Genomic DNA, 24,811 nt, shown 5'->3' with positions numbered 1-24,811 from the left:
TATGCCGTACATCACCATGTTCCATTGTTCCCTGGCCCGCATCAAGCGTGCCTCCTTTTTTGTCCTGCTGCTGGCCAGCGGCGCCGTCCAGGCGGCCGGGGCGGCCTGTCCCGACCACTATCTCGACGGCCGCCCGCCCGAAATCCGCAATCCCAAGCTCGGCGCCGCCGCGCGCGAGCTGTGCTACAGCGAGTTCGGCGTGATGCATTCGGGCGTGACCCGCACCGCGCTGTGGTCGGCCGAACACCTGGCGCCCGACCAGCTCGAGGCGGCTCAGGGGCTGGACCGCGACAATGCCTTCCACCCCGAGTCGCGCCTGCCGCGCGGGCAGCGCGCCGAACTGTCCGACTATGCACGCAGCGGCTTCGACCGCGGCCACCTGGCGCCCAACGGCGACATGCCGGACCGCCGCGCCCAGCGCGAAAGCTTTTCGCTGGCCAACATGGTGCCCCAGGACCGCGACCACAACCGCCACATCTGGGCGCCGATCGAAGGCGCGGTACGCAAGATGGCGAAGAAGGAGGGGTCGCTGTACGTCATCACCGGTCCCGCTTTCCTGGGCAGCAACCTGCGCAAGGTCGGCAACGTGATCGTGCCGAGCCACCTGTACAAGGTGGTGTACAGTCCCCGCCAGAAGGCGGCCGCCGCCTGGTTCGTCGAGAACCGGGCCGACGCGCCGATCCAGGTGATCCCCGTGGCCGAACTCGAGCGCATCATCGGCATCGAGCTGCTGCCTTCCTTGAGCCGCCAGCAGAAGGAACGCATGCTGGCGCTGCCCAAGATCCGTCAAAGAAAGAGCCGGAACTAATGGAGAGCCCATGAGCCGCAAGAAGAATTTCACTCCCTTCGCCAACGAAGCCGACGTGCTCGAGATCGGCGACCTGATGCTGGAAAACCGCCTCGACCGCATCACCATCTCGGGCGACCTCGACCTGACCGCCGACAAGGCCGGGCTGGAGGCCGCGCGCCGCCTGCACGCACAACTCGGCGCCGTCGTCGCCGCGCTCGAGGCGCGCGAACTGCCGGACCGTCTGCCGCCGCCCGACGTCCAGCAGGTCGACAACCCCTTCGTCTGAACCCTCCGGTCCGCTTCCCGGCGGACCCACCCGGCGCACCGCCGCAGCGCCGGCGCACTCATCATTCCGGTAGTCAGGGGTGCGCATGCCCCGACTCGAAGGGAGTACGCTCGTTAGCTCTGAAACCAGCGCAACGAGGAGCCCACCCGATGTCGAGCAATATCTCCGAGAACAGCCAACAGGAAGGCCTGCGCATTCCCGTGATCGAGGAGCAGCTGGCCGTCGGCACCCGGCTCGTCGAAACCGGGCGCGGCGTCCGCATTCACAAGACGGATCAGCCCGGCTGACGCCACGGCCTTCAAGGAGCGGACCATCGTGATGCGCGAGACCGCCGAGGAAGCCGTCGTGCAGAAGTCGGCGCGTGTCGTCGAAGAAGTGACCGTCGGCAAGCAAGTGAACCAGCGCCAGGAACAGATCAAGGACACCGTGCGCCATACCGAAGTCAAAGTCGAACGTCTGGGCGGCGCCGACGACGGCAGTTACTACCGCAACCACTACCAGTCGAACCTGGCGTCGATGGGCGGTTCCTACGACGACTATGCGCCGGCATATACCTACGGCTCGCAGATGCGCAGCCAGTACAAGGGCCGCCAGTGGGACGACGTCGAAAGCGACCTGCGTAGCAACTGGGAGTCGCGCAATACCGGCGGCGCCTCGACCTGGGAAACGATGAAGGCCGCGGTGCGTCATGGCTGGGACCGAATGACCGACTGAACCCGGTCCGACGCTTGGAGAAACGGCGCTGCGGCGCCGTTTTTTCATGCGCATCCACGCTCGGCCTCGGTTCGCGAGATCGCCCGAACAAGCGGGTCGCACCGGCCCGGCAGGCGCGCGCGCGCCCATCGGGGATTGATGTAATCTCAACTCACTAGCCTGACTGCCATGAGGCTTATGACTTCACCATCTCGGAGGAACCACCATGCAACATACTCTTGTAGCCGTGTTCGATAACCGGACCGATGCGCAGAATGCAATGAATGAACTCCTGTCGTCGAACTTCTCCCGGCAGGACGTGCGCCTGTCGAATGCCGACCCAACCGGGATGACCGATAGCCAGACCGGTGTCAGCAGTGTGAATACCGACGCCGACGACGACGGCCGCGGCATCGGCGCCAGCATCAAGAACTTCTTCACCGACCTGTTCGGCGCGGACAACAGCGAACACGCGAGCCGCTACGAAGGCGCGGTTACCCGCGGGCACCATGTGCTGACGGTCAGCGCCGATTCCCTGCCGGAAGTCGAGCGCGCGGCCGACATCGTCGAGCGCTACGGCCCGACCGACATCGACGAGCAGGCATCGGGCGCCGGGGCCATGGCCGGCGGCATGTCCGCAGGCCTGTCGGATTCGATGCGCGCCAGCGGCGCCGGCGGCATGCAGCAGACCAGCGGCATGGCGATGCAGTCGGGCGCCGGCGTCAACCAGCAGCTCGACAACCCGGGCGACCGCAAGCTGTTCGCCCAGCAATCGCTCAACCAGGCTGAACCGATGGGCCAGACCTACCAGGAGCCGATGGGCAAGAGCGGCCTGAGCGCCACCGGCGGCACCTCGCTGCAAGGCGCGACCCTGCAGGAGAATGCGCTCCAGTCGTCTTCCCTGGACGGAACGGCAGACGATGACGCGGCCCGCTCGGCGGGCCTGCAGGGCGCCAACGCTGGAAGCATGCAGCGCGATACGGCCATTGGTAACATGCATGCGACGTCGAGCGCAATGCATGCCGTCCAGATTCAGCGTGGCAGGTCACGCATCTATTCGCGTGACGGCGTGGTGGCAGGATCGAGCAGGAGTGGTGGCTTGGATATCGGCAGCAATTTCTTCGGTGACGACGATGATTATTATCGTAATCACTTTCTTGCCAACTACAGCGACGATGATTACGAGCGCGTCAAACCGGCCTATGCCTATGGCGCCGAGATGGCGCGCAGCGGCAAGTACAGCGGCCGCCAGTGGGACCAGGTCGAAAGCGACCTGCGCAGCGGCTGGGACACCCGCAGCAGCGGCGGTCCATCGACCTGGGAAAAAATGAAGGCCGCGGTGCGCCATGGCTGGGAACGCATGACCTCGGACGACGACGACAGCTACTACCGCAGCCACTACGACAGCAATCTCAGCAGCTCGGGCCTGGACTACGGCAGCGTCAAGCCGGCGTATTCGTACGGCACCGAGATGCGCAAGAGCGAGCTGTACCGTAACCGCCCGTGGGACGACATCGAGGGCGACATGCGCAAGGGCTGGGATTCGCGCATCAGCACGGCAACGCACGGCGACACCTCGGCCGGGGCCTGGGAACGCATGAAGTCCGCCGTGCGCCATGGCTGGGACCGGGTGACCGACGACGACGACCGCGAATACCGCTCGCACTGGAACGCCACCTACAGCACCGTGTCGGACGCCGGCAGCTACGACGACTACAAGCCGGCCTATGCCTACGGCTCGTCGATGGCGCAAGATCCGAAGTACCGCGGCCGCCAGTGGGGCGAGGTCGAGAACGACCTGCGCACCGACTGGGATACCCGCTACGGCAGCGGCGGACAGTCGACCTGGGAGAAAATGAAGTCGGCCGTGCGCCACGGCTGGAATCGCATGACCTCCTGATCCGCCAGCGCAAAAAGAATCGGCGCCCCGCGGGGCGCCGATTTCATTGGTGCTGCAAGCGACGCTACGGCATCACTCGGCGAACGCCTGCGCCGCAGGCGTGATCTTCACCGCCTCCGGACGGATGCCCAGCTTCATCGACCCGATCTGCTGGTCTTCGTCCAGCAGCGCCTGCGGTTTTTTCGCGTCGTACGCAATCGGCGAGAACGCATCCGCGACCAGCTTTTCCTTCAGTCCGGCCGCATCCTTGGTGATGATCACCACCGACAGGTTTTTGCTCGAGAGGTGCTTGCGCATCGCCGCATTGACGTCCGCCGCCGTCAGCTTCGACAGGCCGTCGCGCATCATGCCGGTGAATTCCGGGGTACGGTACCACTGGGCGTCGAGCGCATAGCCGAGCTGCTGGTCCTGGGTGGCCGTCATCACGAACACGTTCTTCATCAGGTAGTCGCGGGTGGTGGCGAAGTCTTCTTCCGACAGGCCGCCGGCGATCATCTTGTCCAGTTCGAACAATGCGGCGCGCAGCGCGAAGTGGCCGTTCTGCGGCGCCACCGGACGGATCCAGACCTCGAACAGCTGCGCCTTGCGGCCCAGGTTCGGGTTCGGGAAAAACTGGAACATCCCGCGCGGGAAGGCTTCGATGTAGGCGTAGTCGCCGTAGTTCATGCCGCGCTCTTCGCGGATGCGCTGGTACAGGCGCGCGCTCGAAGCCCGGTGTTCGCCGAGCCAGGTCTTGGCCAGCCACAGGGCCGGGAAGTCCGGATGCGCGCGCGTGACTTCGATCGGCAGGCCGAACGAGATCGCGGTTGCACGCGTGTTCTTCTCGACGATCTCCACTTCCAGGCCATTCGGCATGCGGCCGCGGATGCCTGGGGTGGCGGCCAGGCCGCTGCCGCCGGGCAAGCGCGCCAGCTGGGCCTTGAGCGAGGCGATCATGTGGTCCGAGACGTCGCCCGAGATGCCGACGCGCAGCGCACCCTGGGTGTAGGCCTTGCGGTAGAAGTCCTTGACGTCGTCCAGGGTGATCGACTCGATCCCTTTCACGGTGCCCAGCACCGGGTGGCCGTAGGGCGTGCCGGCGAACACGTTTGCCTGCAGCCTTTCCTTGCCGAATTCCTCCTCGTTGTTGTCCTTCAGGTCGAGGTTCAAGGCGTTCTTCTGGGCGTCCTTCAGGCGCCGGAAGTCATCCTCGCGGAAGCCCGGGTCGACCAGCAGGGGCAGGGCGATCCCCAGGTACTGGTCCCAGTTATCCTTGTGGGTCGAGCCGGTAAAGGTGGTCATTTCCTTGTCGGTCTGCTCGCCGAAGCTGCCGGCCAGCGGGAACAGGGCCTTGGTCACCTCGTCGATCCTGCGTTCGCGCGAGCCGCTCGCGGCCACCATGGCCGCAGTCAGCGCCGCCAGGCCTTCCTTGCCCTTGGGGTCGTGTGCCGAGCCGGCCGCGAACAGCAGCTTGAAGCGGATCTGCGGCAGGGCGGATTTCTGGACCAGCACGTCGACCCTGCCCGCCGGCGCTGCAGCGGCCGGCGCCGCAACAGCCGTAGCAAGCGCGGCCAGCTTCGGCAGGCTTGCCAACTGCGCCGGCAGCGGCTCGTGCGACAGGGTGGTGACCACCATCGCATCGTCGACCAGGTACTTGCGGGCGGCAGCCTGCAGGTCGGCCGGGCTCAGGCTGTCCACCACGCGATAGTAGCGGTTCAGGGTGTCGTAGGAACGGTCGAAGTGCACGTACGAGGCCAGGGTCGAGGCGATCGCCTCGGTATTGTCGAGCGAGCGGATCAGGCCGTACTTGTTGGCCGACTTCGCGTCCGCCAGGGCGGCGGCGCTCACCGGTTCGTCGCGCAGCCTGGCGACCGTCTGCAGGATGGCGTCGCGCACGTACAGCGCATCCTGCGGCTTCTTGACGCGCGCGCCGATCGTGGCCAGGGTCGGGTCGACCCGGTTCGGCACGAAGTCGAACAGCTGGTCGACCTTCTGCTCGTCCTGCACCAGGCGCTTGTACAGCGGCGAGGTGCGGCCGAACGAGAGCGAGAGCAGCATCGACAGCGCCGCCTGGTCCTTCCGGGTATCCGAGAAGGCCGGCGCCCGGAAGGCCACCGTCACCAGCGGCAGGGTCGGGGTCTGCCACGCCACGTGGCGGTAATGGGCGCCCTGCGGCGCCGGCTCGGCCGGGACGTTCGACTTGAAGCTGCCGCGCTTCCACGCGCCCCAGTACTTCTCGACCATGGCCACCGCCTTCGACGGCTCGACGTCGCCGGCGATGATCACCGTGGTGCGCTCGGGACGGTACCAGCGGTCGAAGAAGACCTTCGAGTATTCGTACTGGTTGGGCATGTCCTCGATGTCCTTCAGGAAGCCCATCGTGGTGTGGCGGTAGGTGTGGGTCGAGAACGCAGCTTCGCGCTGCACCTCGAACAGCTTCTGCATCGGGTTGGCGCTGTTCTTGTTGTACTCGCCCAGTACCGCGCGCGACTCGGTCTTGAAGGCCTCGACCGGATAGGACAGGTGCTGGAAGCGGTCGGCCTCGACCTTCAGCACCGTCTCCAGGTCTTCCTTGGCGAAGGTGGTGTAGTAATTGGTCAGGTCGTCGCTGGTGTAGGCATTCTGCCGCGCGCCGGCCCGGGTAATGATCTCCTGGTACTTTTCCGGGGGATAGCTCGGCGTCCCGCGGAACATCATGTGCTCGAAGAAGTGGGCGAAACCCGACTTGCCGGCTTCGACTTCGTTGCGCGAGCCGGTCTGCACCGGGATCTGCACCGAGACCAGGTTCGGGAAGCCGGTCGGCACCACGATCACCTTCAGGCCGTTGGCCAAGGTTTTCTCGGTGGCCTTGAAGGGCAGGACCTCGCCGGTGGTCTTGGCCGGGGCGGCCTTGGCGGCCTTGGCGGCGGGAGCGGCGGCCGCGGCAGGCGCGAAGGCCAGCAGTGCCGCCGGCAACAGGCCTGCCACTGAGGTCGCTACTGCGCGCGCCAGCGCGCCGCGCGGCGGGATGGGTTTCGACACGTTCTCTCCTCTTCGGAAAATTGCTATCCGCGAAGGATAGAATATTCGACAAGGAAAGAACAGCGCGATCAGGCATGCATACGCATCCGGCAGGCGCGCTTCAGGCCGCCTCGGTCAAGGGCAGGCTGATACGGTTGCGGCCAAGGTGTTTGGCGCGGTAGAGGGCGGCATCGGCGGTAGCCACCAGCTGGCTGGCGTTGTTGTCGGGCCCGGCGACGGCGGTGGCGGCGCCGATCGACACCGTCACGTGCCGCGTGGGGGCCGTGGAGGGCAACTGCAGCTGCTCCACACGGCAGCGGATGCGCTCGGCCACGATGGCGGCCCCCTTGAGCGACTGGTTCGGCAGGATCACCGCGAATTCCTCGCCACCGTAGCGGGCCACCAGGTCGTTGGCGCGCATCTCGCTGGCCACCGCCCGCGCGATCCGCTTCAGGCATTCGTCGCCGCCGAGGTGCCCGTTGGCGTCGTTGTAGGCCTTGAAGTTGTCGACATCGACCATCAGCAGCGACAAGGGCTGCTGCTGGCGCAGCGCGCGCGCCCATTCCGCGTGCAAGGTGTCGTCGAAGCAGCGGCGGTTGGCAAGGCCGGTCAGTCCGTCGCGGGTGGCCAGTTGCTCGAGCGCCACCTGGGCCATTTTCTCGTCCGTGAGGTCACGCAGGGTCTCCACTACCGCCGCCAGCGTGCCGTCGGCCCCGAAGATCGGGCTGGCGTCGGCCGCCAGGTAACGGCGGCGGCCGGCGCGCGGCATGTCGAACCAGCTTTCGAGGCACAGGCTGGCCGGCGCCCCCTCGGTCGCGCAGCCCGGCAGGACGCGGCGCACGTCCGCGACCCGGTTCTGCAGGACGAGGTCGGCCAGGGTGGGACGCCGGTGGTCATAGAAACTGCGCCAGTGATCGCAGCTGCCCAGCACCTCGTGGGCCGCCACACCGGTCAGTTGTTCGCAGGCGCGGTTCCAGATCATGACCTTGCCTTCGGTGTCGAGCACGAACACCGGGATCGACAGGGACGCCACCAGTTGCCTGGCGAAGGCCCCGTCCTGCACGAGTGCTGTCGGGACAAATGTGCTTGCGCTGGTGCTTGCGCCATTGAAGGGTGCGCTGATCATGGTCGTCCTCTGCGGTTCCAGTCCGGCAATCGAATGACTGCCAACAGGAAACGATTCTCCTACCGCACAGGGTCGAACTTATTGATGTTCAGCAAGACAAATTCTCGAGTGAGCAAGCTGACAAGTCCCGCCCGGGGCCGAATCCGGGCTTGCACTGGATCGCATCGGGCTCACATCGGACTGACGGCGGGCGCCGGATGGGGCAGGGGAAGGCTGGCGCACACGACCGTCCCGCCACGCCGGCCGGGCGCCAGGCTGAGGGTGCCGCCGAAGGCCTCGGTGCGCTCGCGCATGCCGTCGATCCCGCGGCCTCGCATGCCGGCGCGCTCAGGGGGCGGCAGGCCGATGCCGTCATCCTCGACCCGCAGCACCGACTCGCCGGCCGATTCGACCAGGGTGACGCCCACCATGGTGGCCTGGGCATGGCGGGCCACGTTCGACAGCGACTCCTGTAGTACGCGGAACAGCACCGCGTCGCGCTCCGGATCGCGCCGGCTTTCGTCGAGGCCGCTGCCATCGAAACGGTAGTCCATGCCGTGCAGACGGGCGAACTCGGCCAGGTGACGCTCGGCGGCCTGGCGCAGGGTCTGGCCGGGACCAATCGGACGCAGGCCCGCGACGATGGTGCGCATCGAGCGGATGACGGCGTCCAGGTTGGCAATCGCCACGGCCAGCTTGTCATGGGCCGCGGGAGAGGTGGCGCGCATGGCGGCCTGCTGCAGGGCCAGTTCCACCCGCAGCGACAACAGGCGGTGGCCCAGTTCGTCGTGCAGATCGCAGGCGATGCGGGCGCGCTCGGCCTCGCGCACGCTCTCCTGCTGCCGTACCAGCCGGCACAGCACCTCATGGCTGCCGGCCAGGGCGTTTTCGACGTCGGCGTGGGCGCCGCGCTCGGCCTGCAACTGGCTTTCCAGGGTGCTGCTGCGTTCCTGGGCAGCCAGGAAGCGGCGCTGCAGGAGGAGTGCCACGGCCACGGCGGCCAGCGCCAGCATCGCGGCGGCCAGCAGCTCGGGCGCGGCGTCGTGCAGGGGCAGCGGCATGGCCGCGCTGGCCGGTGCGCTGACGGCGACTAGCGCCGACGCCGACAGGTAGCTTAGGAATGAGGCTGGTTTTTTCATGGCATCCCTCTGACGTGCATTCGGAAGATTCCGTATGAAGGTACACCGCATTCCGACGAGAAATATTGCTCATCCTCAATGCATGAAAGGGGACGCCGGGCGTCCGGCCCTGCGGCGGCCGGCCCCCACGGCCGGCCTGGCGCGCGGTATAATGGAAGGTTGACGAGAGGCTTACCGTGACTTACAGCATCAAAGAGATCTTCTATACCTTGCAGGGCGAAGGCGCGCATGCGGGGCGACCGGCCGTGTTCTGCCGCTTTTCCGGCTGCAACCTGTGGACCGGCCGCGAGGCCGACCGCGCCACCGCCGTCTGCACCTTCTGCGACACCGATTTCGTCGGCACCGACGGCGAGCGCGGCGGCAAGTTCCGCGACCCCGACGCCCTGGCCGCCGAGATCGACGGCCTGTGGCCGGCCACGCACGCGGCCAGCAAGTACGTGGTGTTCACCGGCGGCGAGCCGCTGCTGCAGCTGGACCGTCCGCTGATCGATGCGATGCACGCGCGCGGCTTCACCATCGCGATCGAGACCAACGGCAGCCTGCCGGTGCCGGAAGGCGTGGACTGGGTGTGCGTCAGTCCCAAGATGGGCGCGCCGCTGGTGGTCGGGAAGGGCAACGAGATCAAGGTCGTGATCCCGCAGGCGGGCCAGGACCTGGCCGCCTACGAGCAGCTCGATTTCGAGAACTTCTACGTGCAGCCGATGGACGGCCCGCTGGCCGCCCAGAATACCCGCCTGGCGATCGAGACCTGCCGCCGCAATCCCAAGTGGAAGCTGAGCATCCAGACCCACAAGCTGCTGCAGATTCCCTGAGCGCTTCACCACAGAACCCTACGTTCCCAGAATTCACCGAACACCCCATGCTGACCATTACCCGCAAGCTGGAATTCGATGCCGGCCATCGCATTCCCGACCACAAGAGCCAGTGCCGCAACCTGCACGGCCACCGCTACACCCTCGAGATCACGCTGACCGGCGATGTCATCGACCTAGAAGGAAATTCCGACAACGGCATGATCATGGATTTTTCCGACGTCAAGACCCTGGCCAAGCAGCACCTGGTCGACGTCTGGGACCATGCCTTCCTGGTCTACGAAAGAGACGACAAGGTGCGCGAGTTCCTCGCCTCGCTGCCCGACCACAAGACCGTGGTGATCGACTGCATCCCGACCGTGGAAAACCTGGCGCGGGTCGCCTTCAACATTCTCAAGACCGTCTTTACCGACCGCTACGGCACCGGCTTGCGCCTGCACAAGCTGGTGCTGCACGAGACCCCGAACTGCTGGGCGGAAGTCACCGATCACTGAGCGCCATGCCTGAACGCTATATGCAACTGGCCCTGGAACAGGCCAGGCTGGCCTGGGCCGAGGGCGAGGTGCCGGTGGGCGCGGTGGTGGTCAAGGACGGCGAAGTCATCGCCGTCGGCTACAACCAGCCGATCGGCCGCCACGATCCCACCGCGCACGCCGAGATCGTCGCCTTGCGCGCGGCCGCCGAAAAGCTCGGCAACTATCGCCTGCCGGGCTGCGAGCTGTACGTCACCCTGGAACCGTGCATCATGTGCTCGGGCGCGATGATGCATGCGCGCCTGGCGCGGGTGGTCTATGCGGCGGTCGACCCCAAGACCGGCGCCTGCGGCTCGGTGCTCAACCTGTTCGAGCAAGACCGGCTCAATCACCATACCGAAGTCGCCGGCGGCGTCATGGCCGACGAGGCCAGCGGCCTGCTCAAGGCCTTCTTCGCCGAGCGCCGGGCAGCCGCCCGCAAGCTCCCAGCGGCGGACTGAAGCAGGCCAGCCGGCGCCGGGAATTCCCCGCCGGGCGCCGGACCAAGCGCCGGCCCTTGCGAGCGCACCGGCGCTGTCGAAAGTGGTATGCTGGCCGCATGCCTCAATGAGCCCCTGCCGCCCTGCGCGGCCGACACGTTGCCATGCCCACGCTGAACGCCAACGGAATCCGCATCGCCTTCGACACCGCAGGCGACCCCAAGGCCCCACCACTGCTGCTGGTGCATGGGCTGGGGATGCAGCTGACCGCCTGGCCCGACGATTTCGTCGAAGGGCTGGTCGAGCTGGGCTTCTACGTGATCCGCTTCGACCACCGCGACTGCGGGCTGTCCAGCAAGTTCGAGCAGGCCGGCGTGCCCCACCTGGGATTGGCCTGGATCAAATCGAAACTCGGCTGGCCGCTGCGCGCCGCCTACCGCCTCGAGGACATGGCCGAGGACGCGATCGGCGTCCTGTCGGCGCTGGGCGTGGCGCGCGCCCATGTGGTCGGGGTCTCGATGGGCGGCATGATCGCCCAGATCCTGGCGGCACGTTACCCGCAGCGCATCCTCAGCCTGACCTCGATCATGTCGAGCAGTTGCCGACGCGGGCTGCCCGGGCCGGCCAAAAAAATCGCCAGGCTGCTGGCGCGCCGTCCGGCCGACCCGGCCGATGTCGAGAGCATCATCGACCACGGCGTCGACTTGCTGCGCGCCATCGGCAGTCCGGCCTATCCGACCCCGGAAAAAGTCCTGCGCAAGCGCGTCGCCCGTTCGGTCCGGCGCAGCTATTGCCCGGGCGGGGTGGCGCGCCAGACGATGGCAATCGCCGCCTCGGGCGACCGCTGTGCGCAGCTGGGCACCATCACCACGCCCGCGCTGGTGATCCACGGCGCCGCCGACCCGCTGGTGCCGCTCGCCTGCGGCGAAGACACGGCCAGCCGCATCCCGGGCGCCCGCCTGGAAGTCATCGAGGGCATGGGCCACGACCTGCCGCCGCAGCTGGTCGAGCGGCTCCTTGCCTTGATCGACGCCCACGCCAGGGGTAAGATGTTGCCAGACTCAACACCCCGCTTATTTGTAAAACAATAATCCTCAATCAGTGATCACCCAACAAATCGGCATCGCCATCGTGGCCCCGGCCGGCCAGGCGCTCGACCCGTCCGCGGTCGAGCGCGGCATCGCCCGTCTCGAGCAGCACGGCTGTCTCGTCCATAACTACTACGACCACGCCAGCATCCACGAGCGCTTCGGCGGCACCGACGCCGGCCGCATCGGGCAGCTGCGCGCCGCCGTCGACGACCCCGACGTGCAGATCATCATGGCCCTGCGCGGCGGCTACGGCACGACGCGCCTGCTGCCGCACATCGATTTCGAGGCCATCGCCGCCAGCGGCAAGCTGGTAGTCGGCTTTTCCGACGTCACCGCCATCCACATGGGCCTGATGGCGCGCACGGGCGCGCTCAGCTATGCCGGCCCGATGATCGCCGGCGATTTCGGCGCCAGGGAGCCGGTGCAGTTCACGCTGGACGACTTCTGGCGCTGCCTCGCGGGCCCGAGCCACACCATTCACGAGTGCGCCACCGGCAACCCCTGCATCCAGGAGGAGGGCAGGGTCTGGGGCGGCAACCTGGCGATGATCGTGTCGCTGCTGGGTACGCCGTACTTCCCGCGTATCGACGGCGGCATCCTGTACCTGGAAGACATTGCCGAGCATCCCTACCGGGTCGAGCGCATGCTGCTGCAGCTGCACCAGGCCGGCGTGCTCGAAGGCCAGCGCGCCGTCGTGCTGGGCGATTTCTCGGGCTACAAGCTGGCGCCGAACGACAACGGCTACGATTTCGACACCATGCTGGCCCACCTGCGCGCCACGCTGCCGGTGCCGGTGCTCACGGGACTGAGCTTCGGCCATATCCCGCGCCGGGTGACGATCCCCTTCGGGGCGCAGGGCCGGCTGACGTCGCACGCCGACGGCTTCAGCCTGGCGCTGTCGGATTATCCGACGCTGCGCCTGGCCGGCCACTGCGGCTGAGCCCAGGCGCGCAGCCGCCCACACGGCGCACGCGCGTGCGCCGTCGGGCCTTGCCCGGGGGCCCCGACTCGCCCCGGCGGGGCGGGGTCTCGCCCCGCCGCCCTCGCGATGGTAGAATCGCGGGTTATTCGGCAACACCGTTGCTAACTCGCTTTTAAAGGTTTCCAGTGCTATCCACAGCCAATATCACGATGCAATTCGGCGCCAAGCCGCTGTTCGAGAACATCTCGGTCAAGTTTGGTGAAGGCAACCGTTACGGCCTGATCGGCGCGAACGGCTGCGGCAAATCGACGTTCATGAAAATCCTCGGCGGCGACCTCGAGCCGTCGGCGGGCAACGTCAGCCTCGACCCGGGCGAGCGCCTGGGCAAGCTGCGCCAGGACCAGTTCGCCTACGAAGACGTGCGCGTGCTCGACGTCGTCATGATGGGCCATACCGAACTCTGGAACGCCATCTCGGAACGCGACGCCATCTACGCGAACCCGGAAGCCACCGACGAAGACTACATGAAAGCCGCCGAGCTCGAAGGAAAGGTCGCCGAGTACGACGGCTATTCGGCCGAAGCGCGCGCCGGCGAACTGCTGCTCGGCCTGGACATCGCCAGCGAGCTGCACCAGGGTCCGATGAGCGCCGTGGCGCCGGGCTGGAAGCTGCGCGTGCTGCTGGCCCAGGCCCTGTTCTCGAATCCGGACATCCTGCTGCTCGACGAGCCGACCAACAACCTGGACATCAACACGATCCGCTGGCTGGAAGACATCCTCAACCAGCGCAACTCGACGATGATCATCATCTCGCACGATCGCCACTTCCTGAACCAGGTCTGCACCCACGTGGCCGACATGGACTACGGCACCCTGAAGATCTATCCGGGCAACTACGACGACTACATGCTGGCCTCGACCCAGGCCCGTAACCAGCAGCTGGCGAATAATGCCAAGGCCAAGGAAAAGGTCGCCGAACTGCAGGACTTCGTGCGCCGCTTCTCGGCCAACAAGTCCAAGGCGCGCCAGGCGACCTCGCGTGCCAAGATGATCGACAAGATCAAGATCGAGGAATTCAAGCCATCCTCGCGCGCCTATCCGTTCGTGCGCTTCGAGGGCGAGAAGAAGCTGCACCGCCTTGCGGTGGAGACCGAGGGCCTGTCGAAAGCCTACGACCGCCAGCTGTTCAAGAATTTCTCGATCATGGTCGAGGCGGGCGAGCGCATCGCCATCATCGGCGCCAACGGCGCCGGCAAGACCACGCTGCTGCGCTGCATCGGCGGCCAGGAGATCACGGGTCTCTCCGGCGACCAGGGCCGCGTGAAGTGGGCCGAGAACGCCAACGTCGGCTACATGCCGCAGGATCCGACCGAAGAGTTCGCGACCGACCTGAACCTGACCGACTGGATGGGCCAGTGGACCCAGGAAGGAGACGACGACCAGGCGGTGCGCTCGATCCTGGGCCGCCTGCTGTTCGGCGGCGACGAGGTCAAGAAATCGGTCAAGGTGCTGTCCGGCGGCGAGAAGGGCCGCATGATGTACGGCAAGCTGATGCTCGGCCGCCACAACGTGCTGCTGCTCGACGAACCGACCAACCACATGGACATGGAGTCGATCGAGTCGCTCAACATCGCGCTCGACAAATACGCCGGCACCATGATCTTCGTTTCGCACGACCGCGAGTTCGTGTCCTCGCTGGCGACCCGCGTCCTCGAGATCCGCGAGAACGAGGTCATCGACTTCCGCGGCAACTACGAAGAGTACCTGACCAGCCAGGGCATCGCCTGATAGGAGACCCGACCGCATGATCATCGCACCGATCAAGACCTACGAATACGACCGCCCGCAGGTCGGCGCGGCCTGTACCATCAACCCGGCGACCGCCGAGGCCTGGGCGCGCGTGCCGGCAACGCCGAGCGCCGCCGAGAAGGCCGAGCTGAAGGAGCGCATCAAGCGCCTGCTCAAGGAGCGCAATGCCGTACTGGTGGCCCACTACTACGTGGATGCCGAGCTGCAGGACTTGGCCGAAGAGACCGGCGGCTGCGTGTCGGATTCGCTGGAAATGGCCCGTTTCGGCCGTGACCACCCGGCCCGGACCCTGGTCGTGGCCGGCGTGCGCTTCATGGGCGAATCGGCCAAGATCCTGAGCCCCGAGAAGACCATCCTGATGCCGGACCTGGACGCCACCTGTTCGCTCGACCTGGGCTGCCCGGCCGACGAATTCGCGGCCTTCTGCGACCAGCATCCGGACCGCACCGTGGTGGTCTACGCCAACACCAGCGCCGCCGTGAAGGCGCGCGCCGACTGGATGGTGACCTCGTCGATCGGCCTGGACATCGTCAAGCACCTGCACGAGCAGGGCAAGAAGATCCTGTGGGCGCCGGACCGCCACCTGGGTTCCTATATCCAGCAACAGACCGGCGCCGACATGCTGCTGTGGCAGGGTTCCTGCCTGGTGCACGACGAATTCAAGGGCGTCGAACTCGACCTGCTCAAGGCCGAACACCCGGACGCGAAGGTGCTGGTGCACCCGGAATCGCCTGCCTCGGTGGTGGCCCAGGCCGACGTGGTCGGCTCGACCACCCAGCTGATCAACGCCGCGGTGAACCTGCCGGCGACCACCTTCATCGTCGCCACCGACAACGGCATCCTGCACAAGATGCGCGCCGCGGCGCCGGGCAAGCGCTTCATCGAAGCGCCGACCGCCGGCAACAGCGCCACCTGCAAGAGCTGCGCGCACTGCCCGTGGATGGCCATGAACGGCCTCAAGAACCTGGCGGACGCATTGGAAACGGGCGCCAACGAAGTGCACGTCGACCCGGAGATCGGCCGCCAGGCCAAGCGCGCGATCGACCGCATGCTCGATTTTGCCGCCGCCAAGAAGGCCGCGGTACTGCCGAGCGGTGCGCTCGAGCAGAACACCACGCTGTTCAACGGAGTAGGCCCGGCATGACGACCCTGCGCAATCCCTTTATTCAAGAAGACAAGCTCGACGAAAAACTGCAGGCCGCGTTCGAAGCCAACATCCTGGCCGCGCTGCTGGAAGACGTCGGTACCGGCGACCTGACCGGCATGCTGGTCCCGGTCGAGCCGCGCGTGCAGGCGCGCGTCATCGTGCGCGAGCAGGCGGTGCTGTGCGGCGCACCGTGGTTCGAAGGCGTCATGCTGGCGGTCGACCAGGACATCGCCATCGACTGGAACTATGCCGAGGGCGACCTGATGCAAGCCGATACGGTGGTCTGCACCATCGAGGCTTGCCCGCGTTCGCTGCTCACGGCCGAGCGCGCGGCGCTGAACTTCATGCAGTTGCTGTCGGGCGTGGCAAGCGCCACCCGCAGGTATGTCGAGGTCATTGCCGGCACGAAGGCGGCGATCCTCGACACCCGCAAGACCATCCCCGGCCTGCGCCTGGCGCAGAAATACGCGGTGCGCGTGGGCGGCGGCAAGAACCAGCGCATGGCGCTGTACGACGGCATCCTGATCAAGGAAAACCATATCGCCGCCGCCGGCGGCGTGACCCGTGCCCTGCAGGCGGCCGAGGCGCTCGATTCCGGCGCGCCGGTGCAGATCGAGGTCGAGACCATTGCCCAGCTGGAAGAGGCACTGGCGGCCGGCGTCAAGTCGGTCCTGCTCGACAACTTCAATCTCGACATGATGCGGGAAGCGGTGCGGGTGAATGCCGGCCGTGCGCTGCTGGAAGCCTCGGGCGGCATCAATATGGAGACGGTGCGCGCGATCGCCGAGACCGGCGTGGACCGGATCTCGATCGGCAGCCTGACCAAGGACGTGCGCGCGACCGATTATTCGCTGCGCATCGTGGGTGCGGCCGGCGGGGTGGCGGCATGATGGACTGGAGCCGACTGCGCATCTCGACCGGCGCCCGGTTCCTGTGGCTGGCCTTCGGCCTGCTGCTGGGCCTTCCGACGCTGGCGAACGGCGTCAACACCCACAACACGGCCGACCTGTGCTTCGGCATCGGCATGGTGCTGGTGGGCGTGCGCGGCTTCCTGCGCCCGGTGATGTTCGGCAAGGCCGTGCGCATGGAAATGGACCCGCGCACCTCGCAGGTGTCGATCGGCTCCCCGATGCTGCACGGCGGGCTGTCGCTTGTGATCTTCGCGGCCCTGACCGCCGGCATCGTCATCAAGTACGTGCTCAAGGGCTAAGCCGGCCGGTTCGGACCGAAGCGCAAAAAGCGTCATCGCGGCCCTGCGCCCCGATGACGCTTTTTTTCAATCCGACGACATCAAACGCCGCTCTCGCTGGCCCTGGCCAGCGCCTCCGCCTCCGGCGTGCGCATGTGCACCGGCTCGCCGACGTGGGCCGCGATCTCGTCGATCGCCGCCATCACCTTTTCCGGATGCGCGTAATGCGTCATGTGACCCACGCCGGGCGTCAGCTGCAGCTGGCTGTCCGGCAGGCGCTCGTACAGGCGCTCCGAATTGTGGCCGGGGTCGACGATCTTGTCGCGGGTGCCGGCCACGATGATGGCCGGCACCGTCAGCTCCGCATAGCGCTTCGACAGCGAGAGCGCCGCCGGGACCATCAATGCCGTCTCCGCCGCGCTGGCGCGCAGTTGCTTCGGCCGCAAGGCCATCCAGATCGGGAAGGCGTCGAAACGCTGCGAGACCGGCATCGGGGCGAAGGTGCGCCTGGTGAGGGCCGGCCACATCAGGCGCGTGAGCAGCGGCGACACCGTGTAGCGCATCAGGTCGCCGACCACGGGAATCGCCGGCGGCGACAGCGCCGCCACCTCGAGCCGCATGCTCGGGTAGTAGTAGCCCGACAGCAGCACCAGGCCGCGCACGAAGTCCGGCTGTTGCAGCCCCATCGCCAGCGCGACCATCGTGCCCCAGGAATGGCCCAGCACGATCGCCGATTCCACGCCGATCTGCGCGAGCGCCTGGTGCAGCAGCGCGGCCTGTTTTTCGGGCGTCCATACGGTGCTGCGCGGCCGCTCGCTGTAGCCGAAACCGGGCCGGTCGAAGGCGATCACCCGATAATGCTCGGCCGCCTGCTGCAGCAGGCCGCTCGTTTCGAAATCCTTCGAATAGACGCCGTTCCCGTGCAGGAGCACGAGCGTCGGGCCGGCGCCGCGTTCCAGGTAGTGCAGGCGGACGCCGTCGACCTCGACGAACTTGCCCTGCGGCGGGTTGTCGCGTTCGGCCTGCTTCGTCTTGCCGCGCACGTAGAAGAACGCAGCGGCCAGGCCGATGCCGGCAAACAGGCCGCCAAGGGCGGCTCCCGTGCGCAGTCCGTGCGAGCCGGTGCTGCCTGTCGATGTCGTGCGGTAGTTGCTGGTCACAAAATCCCCCTGTGGTCGATGATTGGATGGGACTCCTCCGGTTCCTCCGCGTGGAGCAGGCCGGCGACGCGCGGCAGCAGCCGTTCGGCCGACTCTTCTATTTTGAGTGCGATCAGGTGGTCGGCGCGCGTGCGCCCGAGGTTGACGGCGGCGATCGGCTTTCCGGTCTCGTTCGCCATGCGGCAGAAGCGGAAACCCGAATACACCATCAGCGAGGACCCGACCACCAGCAGCGCGTCGGCATCTTCCATCTGGGCCAGCGCGCGGGCGGTGCGCGCCGGCGGAATGCCGTCGCCAAAGAATACGACATCCGGCGCAAGCGGGCCGCCGCAATGGACGCAGGACGGCAGCCGGAAGTCGGTCAGCGCATCCGGTTCGATGGCTGCGTCGCCGTCGGGCAGGGGTTTGGCCAGCACATTGGCCAGCTCGGGGTTGGCTTCCTCGAGCTGGGTCTGCACGAACGCGCGCGCAAAGCCTGCCTTGCACTGCATGCAGGCGACGCTGTGGACGTTGCCGTGCAGTTCGAGCACGGCATGGCTGCCCGCCTGCTGGTGCAGGCCGTCGACGTTCTGGGTCAGCAGGTAGGCGAACTTGGCGCACTTCTCCAGCCGGGCCAGGGCGCGATGTCCGTCATTCGGCCTGGCCCGCGACATGATCGGCCAGCCGACCATGCTGCGCGCCCAATAGCGCCGTTGGATGTCGGCCGAGCGCCGGAATTCCGGGCCTTGGATCGGCTGGCGGCCGCGGCGGGTGCCGTCGCGGTCGCGGTAATCGGGAATGCCCGAGGCGGTGGACAGGCCGGCGCCGGTCAGCACCAGCGCGCGCGGGTACCGTTCCAGGAATGCCGCCAGCGCCTCGGCCTGGTCTTGAACGGTAAGAACTGCTGCCATCTTGCTTGATCCTCCATTGGATGGGATCCTAGCATCCGCCCTGCGCGGACGGAAACACGATTCCCCAGCAAAATATGCGGACCGCCGGGCCCGCGCTCAGCGGGCCGACACGGCGATGCCGCCGACGATCAGGCCGAAGGCCAGCGCGTGGTACAGGTGGGGCGCCTCGCCCAGGAAGGCGGACGACAGCAGCGCCGTGAACAGGGGCGTGAGGTTGATGAAGAAGGCGCCGATGCTGGGGCCGGCGCGCTGCACCCCGGCGCCCCAGCAGCGCATGGCCAGGATGGCCGGCCCGATCGCCACGTACAGCAGCGCAGCCGCCAGGGGCCAACTCCACGCGACGTGCAGCTCGCCGAGCGCCCATTCGCCGCCGGCCAGGGCCGCCGACCACAGCACCCCGTAGCCGACCTGCGCCAGCAGGAACGCGGCCCAGTCGCCGCGCAGGCCGGGCACGTCCTTCTGCTGCATCAGCATCCAGCTGTAGAAGGACCAGGCGATGGTCGCCAGGATCATGTACAGGTCGCCCGCCACCAGGCGCAGCTGCAGCAGGCCGTGGAGGTCGCCGCGGCACAGCACCACCAGCACCCCGGCGATCGACAGGATCGCCCCCAGCACCTGCTTGCGTTTCACCCGCACCCCGTAGAACAGCCGGCCGACCAGCAGCATCCAGACCGGCACCCCGGAGGCGACCAGGGTCACGTTGATCGGCGTGGAACTCTGCAGGGCGAGGTACTGGAGCGAGTTGTACAGGCCGACGCCGAACAGGCCCAGCATCGCATAGCGGCGCCAGTTGGCCAGCACGCCGCTGCCCGCCCGGAAGGCCGCGCGTCCGAGCGGCAGCAGCACCAGCAGCGCGATCGACCAGCGGATCAGGTTGAGCGTCATCGGCGGCACCGCGTCGCGCACCAGGCGGCCGACGATCGCATTGCCGGCCCACAGGATCGGCGGCACGCTCAGGAGGAAGATGGTGGATGGTGTCAGGGCCGGGCGGTTCATGGCGCGGCATCCGGCCCACGCAGGTGGGCCGGCAGGGGAGAGATCAGCGGCGTACCGGCGTCAGCACGCTCGGCAGCGCCTTGGGCAGCGTGTCCGGGAAATCGCGCGAATAGTGCAGGCCGCGGCTTTCGTGGCGCGACAGTGCGCTGTTGACGATCAGGCTGGCCACCTCGACCAGGTTGCGCAGTTCCAGCAGGTCGTGGGTGATGCGGAAGTTGCGGTAGTACTCGTCGATCTCTTCCTTGAGCAGGGAGATGCGGTGCTGGGCCCGCTCGAGGCGCTTGGTGGTGCGCACGATGCCGACGTAGTTCCACATGAAGCGGCGCAGCTCGTCCCAGTTGTGGGCGATGACCACTTCTTCGTCCGCATTCGTCACCCGCGATTCGTCCCAGGACGGCAGCGCCGGGTTCTCGATGGCGGGCGCCGCCGCGATCTGGTGCGCGCAGGCGCGTCCGACCACCACGCACTCCAGCAGCGAGTTGCTGGCCAGGCGGTTGGCGCCGTGCAGGCCGGTGCAGGCGGTCTCGCCGACCGCGTACAGGCCGGGGATGTCGGTGCGGCCGGCCAGGTCGGTGACGATGCCGCCGCAGGTGAAGTGCACCGCCGGCACCACCGGGATCGGTTCCCTGGTGATGTCGATGCCGAGCTCCAGGCAGCGCGCGTAGATGGTCGGGAAGTGCTCTTTCAGGAATTCCGGGTCCTGGTGGCTGATGTCGAGGTGGACGTAGTCCAGGCCGCGCTTCTTCATCTCGAAGTCGATGGCGCGCGCCACCACGTCGCGCGGCGCCAGTTCGCCGCGCTCGTCGTGCGCCGGCATGAAGCGGGTACCGGCCGCGGCGCCGGCTTCGGGCGGCAGCTTGAGCAGGCCGCCTTCGCCCCGGATCGCCTCGGTGATCAGGAAGGATTTGGCGTACGGGTGGTACAGGCAGGTGGGGTGGAACTGGATGAATTCCATGTTCGACACGCGACAGCCGGCGCGCCAGGCCATCGCGATGCCGTCGCCGGTGGCGGTGTCGGGATTGGTGGTGTACAGGTAGACCTTGCCGGCGCCGCCGGTGGCCAGCACGGTATGCTCGGCTTCGAAAGTCAGCACCTTGCCGCTCTCTTCGTCCTGCACGTACAGGCCGTAGCAGCGCGGCTGGCCCACCAGGTGCGGTGCGCCGCCGGCCACGCCCTTGCCGGTCAGCTTGTCCGAGGTGATGACGTCGATCGCGCAGTGGTGCTCGAACAGCGAGATGTTCGGGTGCGCGCGCACCTTCTGTTCCAGCGTCACCTGCACCGCGTGGCCGGTGGCGTCGGCGGCGTGGATGATGCGGCGCTGGCTGTGGCCGCCCTCGCGGGTCAGGTGGAAGCCCAGTTCGGCCGAGGCGTCGCGGGTGAAGGGCACGCCCTGTTCGATCAGCCATTCGATGGCGGCGCGGCCGTTCTCGACGATGTAGCGGGTAGCCGCTTCCTCGCACAGGCCGGCGCCGGCCACCAGGGTATCGGCGATGTGCTGGTCGTGGCTGTCGCCCGAATCGAGCACCGCGGCGATGCCGCCCTGGGCCCAGTTGCTGGCGCCGTCGAGCAGCGCGCGTTTGGAGATGATCGCAACCTTGCGCGTCTGCGCCAGGTGGAGGGCCACCGACAGGCCGGCCAGACCGCTGCCGACAATAGCGACGTCAAATTTCATGGCAATGTGAGGTTTGTACAGAAGCATCACTATAGACGATTTGGACATTCTTCGTCAGGACCACGGCCGGGGGACAAGGCCGGGTCAGCGTTCGGCGACGCACGGAACGGCACGCAGCGACGCGCTAGCATCGGCCTTCCACCCATTTGCGAGGAATGCCATGTCAGCACATGACGCAACAAGCAGGGCCCAGGCGCATGCGGCCGCCTTGTCCGACAAGATCGGCTCGATGCGCTTCGCCATGTTCACCACACGCGATGCCAGCGGCCACCTGATCAGCCAGCCCATGACCAATCAGCAGGTCGACGCCGAAGGGGGCCTGTGGTTCTATACCCGCAGCACCACCGAGTTGTGGGACAACATCGCCCACGAGCCGGAAGTCAACGTCAGCTTCGCCGATCCGGACAACAGCACCTGGGTGTCGGTGAGCGGCACGGCCGCACGGGTGGTCGACCGCGCGCAGATCGAGGCGCTGTGGAATCCGATGGTGCAGGCCTGGTTCCCGAGCGGCCCGCAAGACGAGCACGTGGTGCTGGTGCGGGTGATGCCGCACGCGGCCGAATACTGGGATGCCAACGACAGCAAGATGGTGCGGATGTTCGCCATGGCCAAGGCGGCCGTGACCGGTTCGACCCCGGACCTGGACGCCGACCACGGCACCATCCGCATGTAAGGCGCTAGCGCCCGGGCGGCAGGTCGGCGGCGTCCTGGTTGCCGCCGGTTTCCGGCGTGCCGAGCCCGGTGCCGGTCGGGCTGGCCTGGTGCGGGCGGGTATCCTGCGGACCGCGCGCGGTGTTGGTCATCGCACTGCCTTCCGCTTCGGCATGCGGGCGCTCCGGCGCGGCGCCGCCGGGGGCGTTCGTGGTTTCGCCCGATTGGTTGCGGCTCAAGCCGTCGCCGCCGCTGCCGCCGGTCTCCTGCTGGGTTTCATGGCTGGGCGTCGCGCCCTGCTGGCCGCTGGTGGCGCCGCCGACCCCGAGCGTGGTCGACGAATCCTGTTGTGATTCCTGCTGCTGGCCTGGACTGGCTGGATGATTCATGCTGGGCTCCTCCTTGTGGGCTCGTCATTGCTGGCAGCCCATTATGCCCACCACGCCGCGCATCCGGCGCAGGCCTGGCGACGCGCGACGCGGCCTACGAATGACGCTTGTTACGGATAGCGCTTGTACACGCTGGCCTTGCCGCCGTCCTTCACCAGCAGGACCTCGTAGGGGTCCTGGCGCGGGCCTTCCATGCCCGGGGAACCCATCGGCATGGCCGGCACCGCGAGACCGCGCGCCTTCGGTTTTTCCTTGAGCAGGCGCTTGATGTCGCTGGCCGGCACATGGCCTTCGATGGCGTAGCCGCCCACCCGGCCGGTATGGCAGGATCCGTATTCGCTCGGGATCCCGAATTTCTCGCGGTAGTCGGACGGGTTGGCGACGTTCTGCGCCTTGACCTGGAAGCCGTTCGCCTCCAGATGCTTGACCCACTCCTTGCAGCAGCCGCACATCTCGGTCTTGTACACCTCGATCACCGGCTGGGCGGCCGCGGCAAGCAGCGGCAGGGAGAGCAGGGCCGCGCAACCGGCGCGGCGCAGGGTAGGCAGGAACATGTGGACTCCGATATCGGTAAAGGCGAAAGCGGCATTATGCAGCAGGCACGCCGCGCGTGCGCGCTTGGTAGCTCAGCCGTGGGATGTTATACTGTATAAAAACACAGTATTGATTCTCCGACATGCCCACTTTCCTTCCGATCGACCTCGATCCGCTCCCCGAAGATTCGCCGCAGCGGCTGGCGGCCAGCGCGCGCGGTGCGGTCTTTCGCGGCGTAGCGGACGAACCGGTCACCGACGCCAGCAGCGACGCCGAACTGGCGCGCGAGTACATCGGCCAGGGAGAACTGAGCCCGAAATCCATCGCCAACACCCAGAAGGAGCTGTACCGCTTCCTTACCTGGTGCCGCGAAGAGGCGCGCAAGACCTTCCGCCAGCTGACCGTGGCCGACCTGAACGCCTACAAGGAATTCATCCGCAATCCGCCGCCGGAATGGGTCTCCACCACCAAGTGGCCGCGCAACGATGCGCGCTACCGTCCGTTCTCGGGACCGCTGTCCGACGCCAGCCGGCGCCAGGCCATGATCGCCGTGAAGGGCTTGCTCGGCTATGCCGAGCAGACCGGCTACCTGCGGCGCAATCCGGCGCGCCTGGTGCGCAACGTGCGCGCCAGCCATGCCGGCCGAGTCACACGCTACCTGTCGCCGCAGGCGATCGCCTATGCGCTCGACGCCGTCGCGGCGCGCGCGGCCGACACGCCGGCGGCGCTCCGCCAGCGCGAGCGCGACCGCTTCCTGCTGGTGGCCTTCGCCCAGACCGGCGCGCGCCTCAACGAGATCGTCGGCGCGCACATGGGCGCCGTCTACAGCGAGGGCGACGGGCGCTGGTGGCTGGACGTGATGGGCAAGGGCGCCAAGCCGCGCCGCCTGCCGGTGCCGCCGGCCATGCTGGCGGCCTACCGCGATTATCGCCAGGCCTTCGGGCTGCTGCCCCAGGCCAGCCGCGCCGACCGCACGCCGCTGGTGCTGTCCAGCCGCAGCAAGGAAGCGGTGCGGATCACCGACGAAGCCGCATCCGAGGCGCTCAAGGCGGTGTTCGGCGCGGCCGCCGAGCGCGCGCACGCGCAGGGCGACTTCGACAGCGCGGCCGCGCTGCGCCAGGCCTCGACCCACTGGCTGCGCCACAGCATGCTGACCAACCACGCCAACAGCGGGGTGCAGCTCAAGACCCTGCAGGACACCGCCGGCCACGCCAACATCGCGACCACGGCCGCCTACCTGCACAAGCGCGACCACGAACGCCACGACGAGATCGTGGGCTCGAACGCCAATCTCCCTCCCGACCGGCTGGCCTGAGGCGCGAGCGGTCGGCAAGGCCTCAGATCGGCAGCTCGGAGGTACCGCCGTCGGAGCTGCCGAAATTCTGCAGGTCGTCCAGCGACAGGCGCCGCTCGTTCAGGGCGGCGACGATCGATTGGAGCTGATCCGGATCCGGCTGCAGGTAGACGATGCGCTGCTCGAGTTCGTTGTCCCAGTACTTCGTGTACGGCACGTCGGTCTCCGCCATCACCCTGGCGTCGAAGCTCCCGTCCATCATTTCGCCAACCAGGGTGACCTTGGCCGTATCCGGCGTCGTGTTCTTCACGGTGATGCCCATGCTCTTCCTTTCGAGTGATCAGTTCGCATATGCATTCTGACCTACGGGGGCGCAAGGACGCAAACGGCGCACCGTCAGCCGTGCGCACCC

At 67.2% G+C, this 24,811-nt stretch carries 26 protein-coding genes; 16 read left to right on the top strand and 10 right to left on the bottom strand.

All coding sequences use genetic code 11. The annotated features are described in order from the left end of the window. Position 1 precedes the first annotated feature (1 nt). From AB3347_RS09935 to AB3347_RS09915, 5 genes are all read left to right on the top strand, one after another. A complete protein-coding gene (locus AB3347_RS09935) occupies positions 2 to 808 on the top strand; it encodes a DNA/RNA non-specific endonuclease (RefSeq protein WP_369091628.1) in 807 nt (268 codons plus the stop codon). A gap of 10 nt (positions 809 to 818) precedes the next feature. Further along, positions 819 to 1,076 carry a hypothetical protein gene (locus tag AB3347_RS09930; RefSeq protein ID WP_369091627.1) on the top strand — a complete coding sequence of 86 codons (258 nt, stop codon included), beginning with the start codon at positions 819 to 821 and terminating at the stop codon, positions 1,074 to 1,076. 149 nt (positions 1,077 to 1,225) lie between these two features. Further along, on the top strand, positions 1,226 to 1,363 hold the full coding sequence (locus tag AB3347_RS09925; RefSeq protein WP_369091626.1) for a hypothetical protein: 138 nt from the start codon (positions 1,226 to 1,228) through the stop codon (positions 1,361 to 1,363). Positions 1,364 to 1,394: 31 nt separating this feature from the next. Beyond that, a complete protein-coding gene (locus AB3347_RS09920; RefSeq protein WP_369091919.1) occupies positions 1,395 to 1,790 on the top strand; it encodes a YsnF/AvaK domain-containing protein in 396 nt (131 codons plus the stop codon). Between the two features lie 259 nt (positions 1,791 to 2,049). Then, entirely contained in the window at positions 2,050 to 3,669 is a 1,620-nt protein-coding gene (locus tag AB3347_RS09915; RefSeq protein WP_369091625.1) for a hypothetical protein, read from the top strand. A 72-nt stretch (positions 3,670 to 3,741) separates the two neighbouring features. On the opposite strand, the gene AB3347_RS09910 is transcribed toward AB3347_RS09915, so the two are convergent. The 3 genes from AB3347_RS09910 to AB3347_RS09900 all read right to left on the bottom strand — a co-directional run bounded on the left by AB3347_RS09910 (position 3,742) and on the right by AB3347_RS09900 (position 8,892). Further along, the gene (locus AB3347_RS09910; protein ID WP_369091624.1) at positions 3,742 to 6,669 is read right to left on the bottom strand and encodes a M16 family metallopeptidase; all 2,928 of its coding nucleotides are present in this window, start codon (positions 6,667 to 6,669) and stop codon (positions 3,742 to 3,744) included. Between the two features lie 100 nt (positions 6,670 to 6,769). Next, the gene (locus AB3347_RS09905; protein WP_369091623.1) at positions 6,770 to 7,774 is read right to left on the bottom strand and encodes a diguanylate cyclase; all 1,005 of its coding nucleotides are present in this window, start codon (positions 7,772 to 7,774) and stop codon (positions 6,770 to 6,772) included. Between the two features lie 170 nt (positions 7,775 to 7,944). Continuing rightward, on the bottom strand, positions 7,945 to 8,892 hold the full coding sequence (locus AB3347_RS09900) for a sensor histidine kinase (RefSeq protein ID WP_369091622.1): 948 nt from the start codon (positions 8,890 to 8,892) through the stop codon (positions 7,945 to 7,947). 176 nt (positions 8,893 to 9,068) lie between these two features. On the opposite strand from AB3347_RS09900, the gene queE reads away from it, so the two are divergent. The 9 genes from queE (at position 9,069) to AB3347_RS09855 (ending at position 16,834) form a co-directional block, all read left to right on the top strand. Beyond that, the gene (gene queE, locus AB3347_RS09895) at positions 9,069 to 9,704 is read left to right on the top strand and encodes a 7-carboxy-7-deazaguanine synthase (protein WP_369091621.1); all 636 of its coding nucleotides are present in this window, start codon (positions 9,069 to 9,071) and stop codon (positions 9,702 to 9,704) included. 47 nt (positions 9,705 to 9,751) lie between these two features. After that, positions 9,752 to 10,198 (top strand): 6-carboxytetrahydropterin synthase QueD, encoded by a 447-nt coding sequence (gene queD / locus AB3347_RS09890; protein ID WP_369091620.1) that lies wholly within the window; start codon positions 9,752 to 9,754, stop codon positions 10,196 to 10,198. A gap of 5 nt (positions 10,199 to 10,203) precedes the next feature. Beyond that, positions 10,204 to 10,677, top strand: a complete 474-nt coding sequence (gene tadA, locus AB3347_RS09885; RefSeq protein ID WP_369091619.1) for a tRNA adenosine(34) deaminase TadA — start codon at positions 10,204 to 10,206, stop codon at positions 10,675 to 10,677. A 143-nt stretch (positions 10,678 to 10,820) separates the two neighbouring features. Further along, a complete protein-coding gene (locus AB3347_RS09880; RefSeq protein ID WP_369091618.1) occupies positions 10,821 to 11,747 on the top strand; it encodes an alpha/beta fold hydrolase in 927 nt (308 codons plus the stop codon). A 10-nt stretch (positions 11,748 to 11,757) separates the two neighbouring features. Further along, the gene (ldcA, locus tag AB3347_RS09875; protein ID WP_369091617.1) at positions 11,758 to 12,687 is read left to right on the top strand and encodes a muramoyltetrapeptide carboxypeptidase; all 930 of its coding nucleotides are present in this window, start codon (positions 11,758 to 11,760) and stop codon (positions 12,685 to 12,687) included. Positions 12,688 to 12,854: 167 nt separating this feature from the next. Continuing rightward, positions 12,855 to 14,456 (top strand): ABC-F family ATPase, encoded by a 1,602-nt coding sequence (locus AB3347_RS09870; RefSeq protein ID WP_369091616.1) that lies wholly within the window; start codon positions 12,855 to 12,857, stop codon positions 14,454 to 14,456. A gap of 16 nt (positions 14,457 to 14,472) precedes the next feature. Next, positions 14,473 to 15,621, top strand: coding sequence for a quinolinate synthase NadA (gene nadA, locus AB3347_RS09865; RefSeq protein WP_369091615.1), 1,149 nt, complete (start codon positions 14,473 to 14,475; stop codon positions 15,619 to 15,621). After that, positions 15,618 to 16,514 (top strand): carboxylating nicotinate-nucleotide diphosphorylase, encoded by an 897-nt coding sequence (gene nadC / locus AB3347_RS09860; RefSeq protein WP_369091614.1) that lies wholly within the window; start codon positions 15,618 to 15,620, stop codon positions 16,512 to 16,514. The genes nadA and nadC overlap by 4 nt, the downstream gene beginning before the upstream one ends. Continuing rightward, a complete protein-coding gene (locus tag AB3347_RS09855; RefSeq protein ID WP_369091613.1) occupies positions 16,511 to 16,834 on the top strand; it encodes a hypothetical protein in 324 nt (107 codons plus the stop codon). Before nadC ends, AB3347_RS09855 begins: the two co-directional genes overlap by 4 nt. A gap of 80 nt (positions 16,835 to 16,914) precedes the next feature. On the opposite strand, the gene AB3347_RS09850 is transcribed toward AB3347_RS09855, so the two are convergent. The 4 genes from AB3347_RS09850 to nadB all read right to left on the bottom strand — a co-directional run bounded on the left by AB3347_RS09850 (position 16,915) and on the right by nadB (position 21,531). Next, positions 16,915 to 17,973, bottom strand: a complete 1,059-nt coding sequence (locus AB3347_RS09850; protein WP_369091612.1) for an alpha/beta fold hydrolase — start codon at positions 17,971 to 17,973, stop codon at positions 16,915 to 16,917. Then, positions 17,970 to 18,863 carry an NAD-dependent protein deacetylase gene (locus AB3347_RS09845; protein ID WP_369091611.1) on the bottom strand — a complete coding sequence of 298 codons (894 nt, stop codon included), beginning with the start codon at positions 18,861 to 18,863 and terminating at the stop codon, positions 17,970 to 17,972. The genes AB3347_RS09850 and AB3347_RS09845 overlap by 4 nt, the downstream gene beginning before the upstream one ends. Before the next feature lie 96 nt (positions 18,864 to 18,959). Continuing rightward, positions 18,960 to 19,859, bottom strand: a complete 900-nt coding sequence (locus tag AB3347_RS09840; protein ID WP_369091610.1) for a DMT family transporter — start codon at positions 19,857 to 19,859, stop codon at positions 18,960 to 18,962. Between the two features lie 43 nt (positions 19,860 to 19,902). Continuing rightward, the gene (gene nadB / locus AB3347_RS09835) at positions 19,903 to 21,531 is read right to left on the bottom strand and encodes an L-aspartate oxidase (RefSeq protein WP_369091609.1); all 1,629 of its coding nucleotides are present in this window, start codon (positions 21,529 to 21,531) and stop codon (positions 19,903 to 19,905) included. 160 nt (positions 21,532 to 21,691) lie between these two features. On the opposite strand from nadB, the gene AB3347_RS09830 reads away from it, so the two are divergent. Beyond that, entirely contained in the window at positions 21,692 to 22,204 is a 513-nt protein-coding gene (locus AB3347_RS09830) for a pyridoxamine 5'-phosphate oxidase family protein (RefSeq protein ID WP_369091608.1), read from the top strand. 4 nt (positions 22,205 to 22,208) lie between these two features. Here the strand turns inward: AB3347_RS09830 and AB3347_RS09825 are convergent, their stop codons facing one another. Both AB3347_RS09825 and AB3347_RS09820 read right to left on the bottom strand, forming a co-directional pair. Further along, complete coding sequence (locus AB3347_RS09825) at positions 22,209 to 22,571, bottom strand: hypothetical protein (RefSeq protein ID WP_369091607.1); 363 nt, start codon at positions 22,569 to 22,571, stop codon at positions 22,209 to 22,211. A 110-nt stretch (positions 22,572 to 22,681) separates the two neighbouring features. Next, positions 22,682 to 23,125, bottom strand: coding sequence for a DUF411 domain-containing protein (locus tag AB3347_RS09820; protein ID WP_369091606.1), 444 nt, complete (start codon positions 23,123 to 23,125; stop codon positions 22,682 to 22,684). A 122-nt stretch (positions 23,126 to 23,247) separates the two neighbouring features. On the opposite strand from AB3347_RS09820, the gene AB3347_RS09815 reads away from it, so the two are divergent. Continuing rightward, the gene (locus AB3347_RS09815; RefSeq protein ID WP_369091605.1) at positions 23,248 to 24,420 is read left to right on the top strand and encodes a tyrosine-type recombinase/integrase; all 1,173 of its coding nucleotides are present in this window, start codon (positions 23,248 to 23,250) and stop codon (positions 24,418 to 24,420) included. Positions 24,421 to 24,442: 22 nt separating this feature from the next. On the opposite strand, the gene AB3347_RS09810 is transcribed toward AB3347_RS09815, so the two are convergent. Beyond that, positions 24,443 to 24,721 (bottom strand): hypothetical protein, encoded by a 279-nt coding sequence (locus AB3347_RS09810; RefSeq protein ID WP_369091604.1) that lies wholly within the window; start codon positions 24,719 to 24,721, stop codon positions 24,443 to 24,445. Between the last annotated feature and the right edge of the window lie 90 nt (positions 24,722 to 24,811).

Source organism: Massilia sp. X63 (assembly GCF_041023745.1).
Classification (GTDB): domain Bacteria; phylum Pseudomonadota; class Gammaproteobacteria; order Burkholderiales; family Burkholderiaceae_D; genus Telluria.
This window is presented reverse-complemented; position numbering and strand designations above follow the sequence as displayed.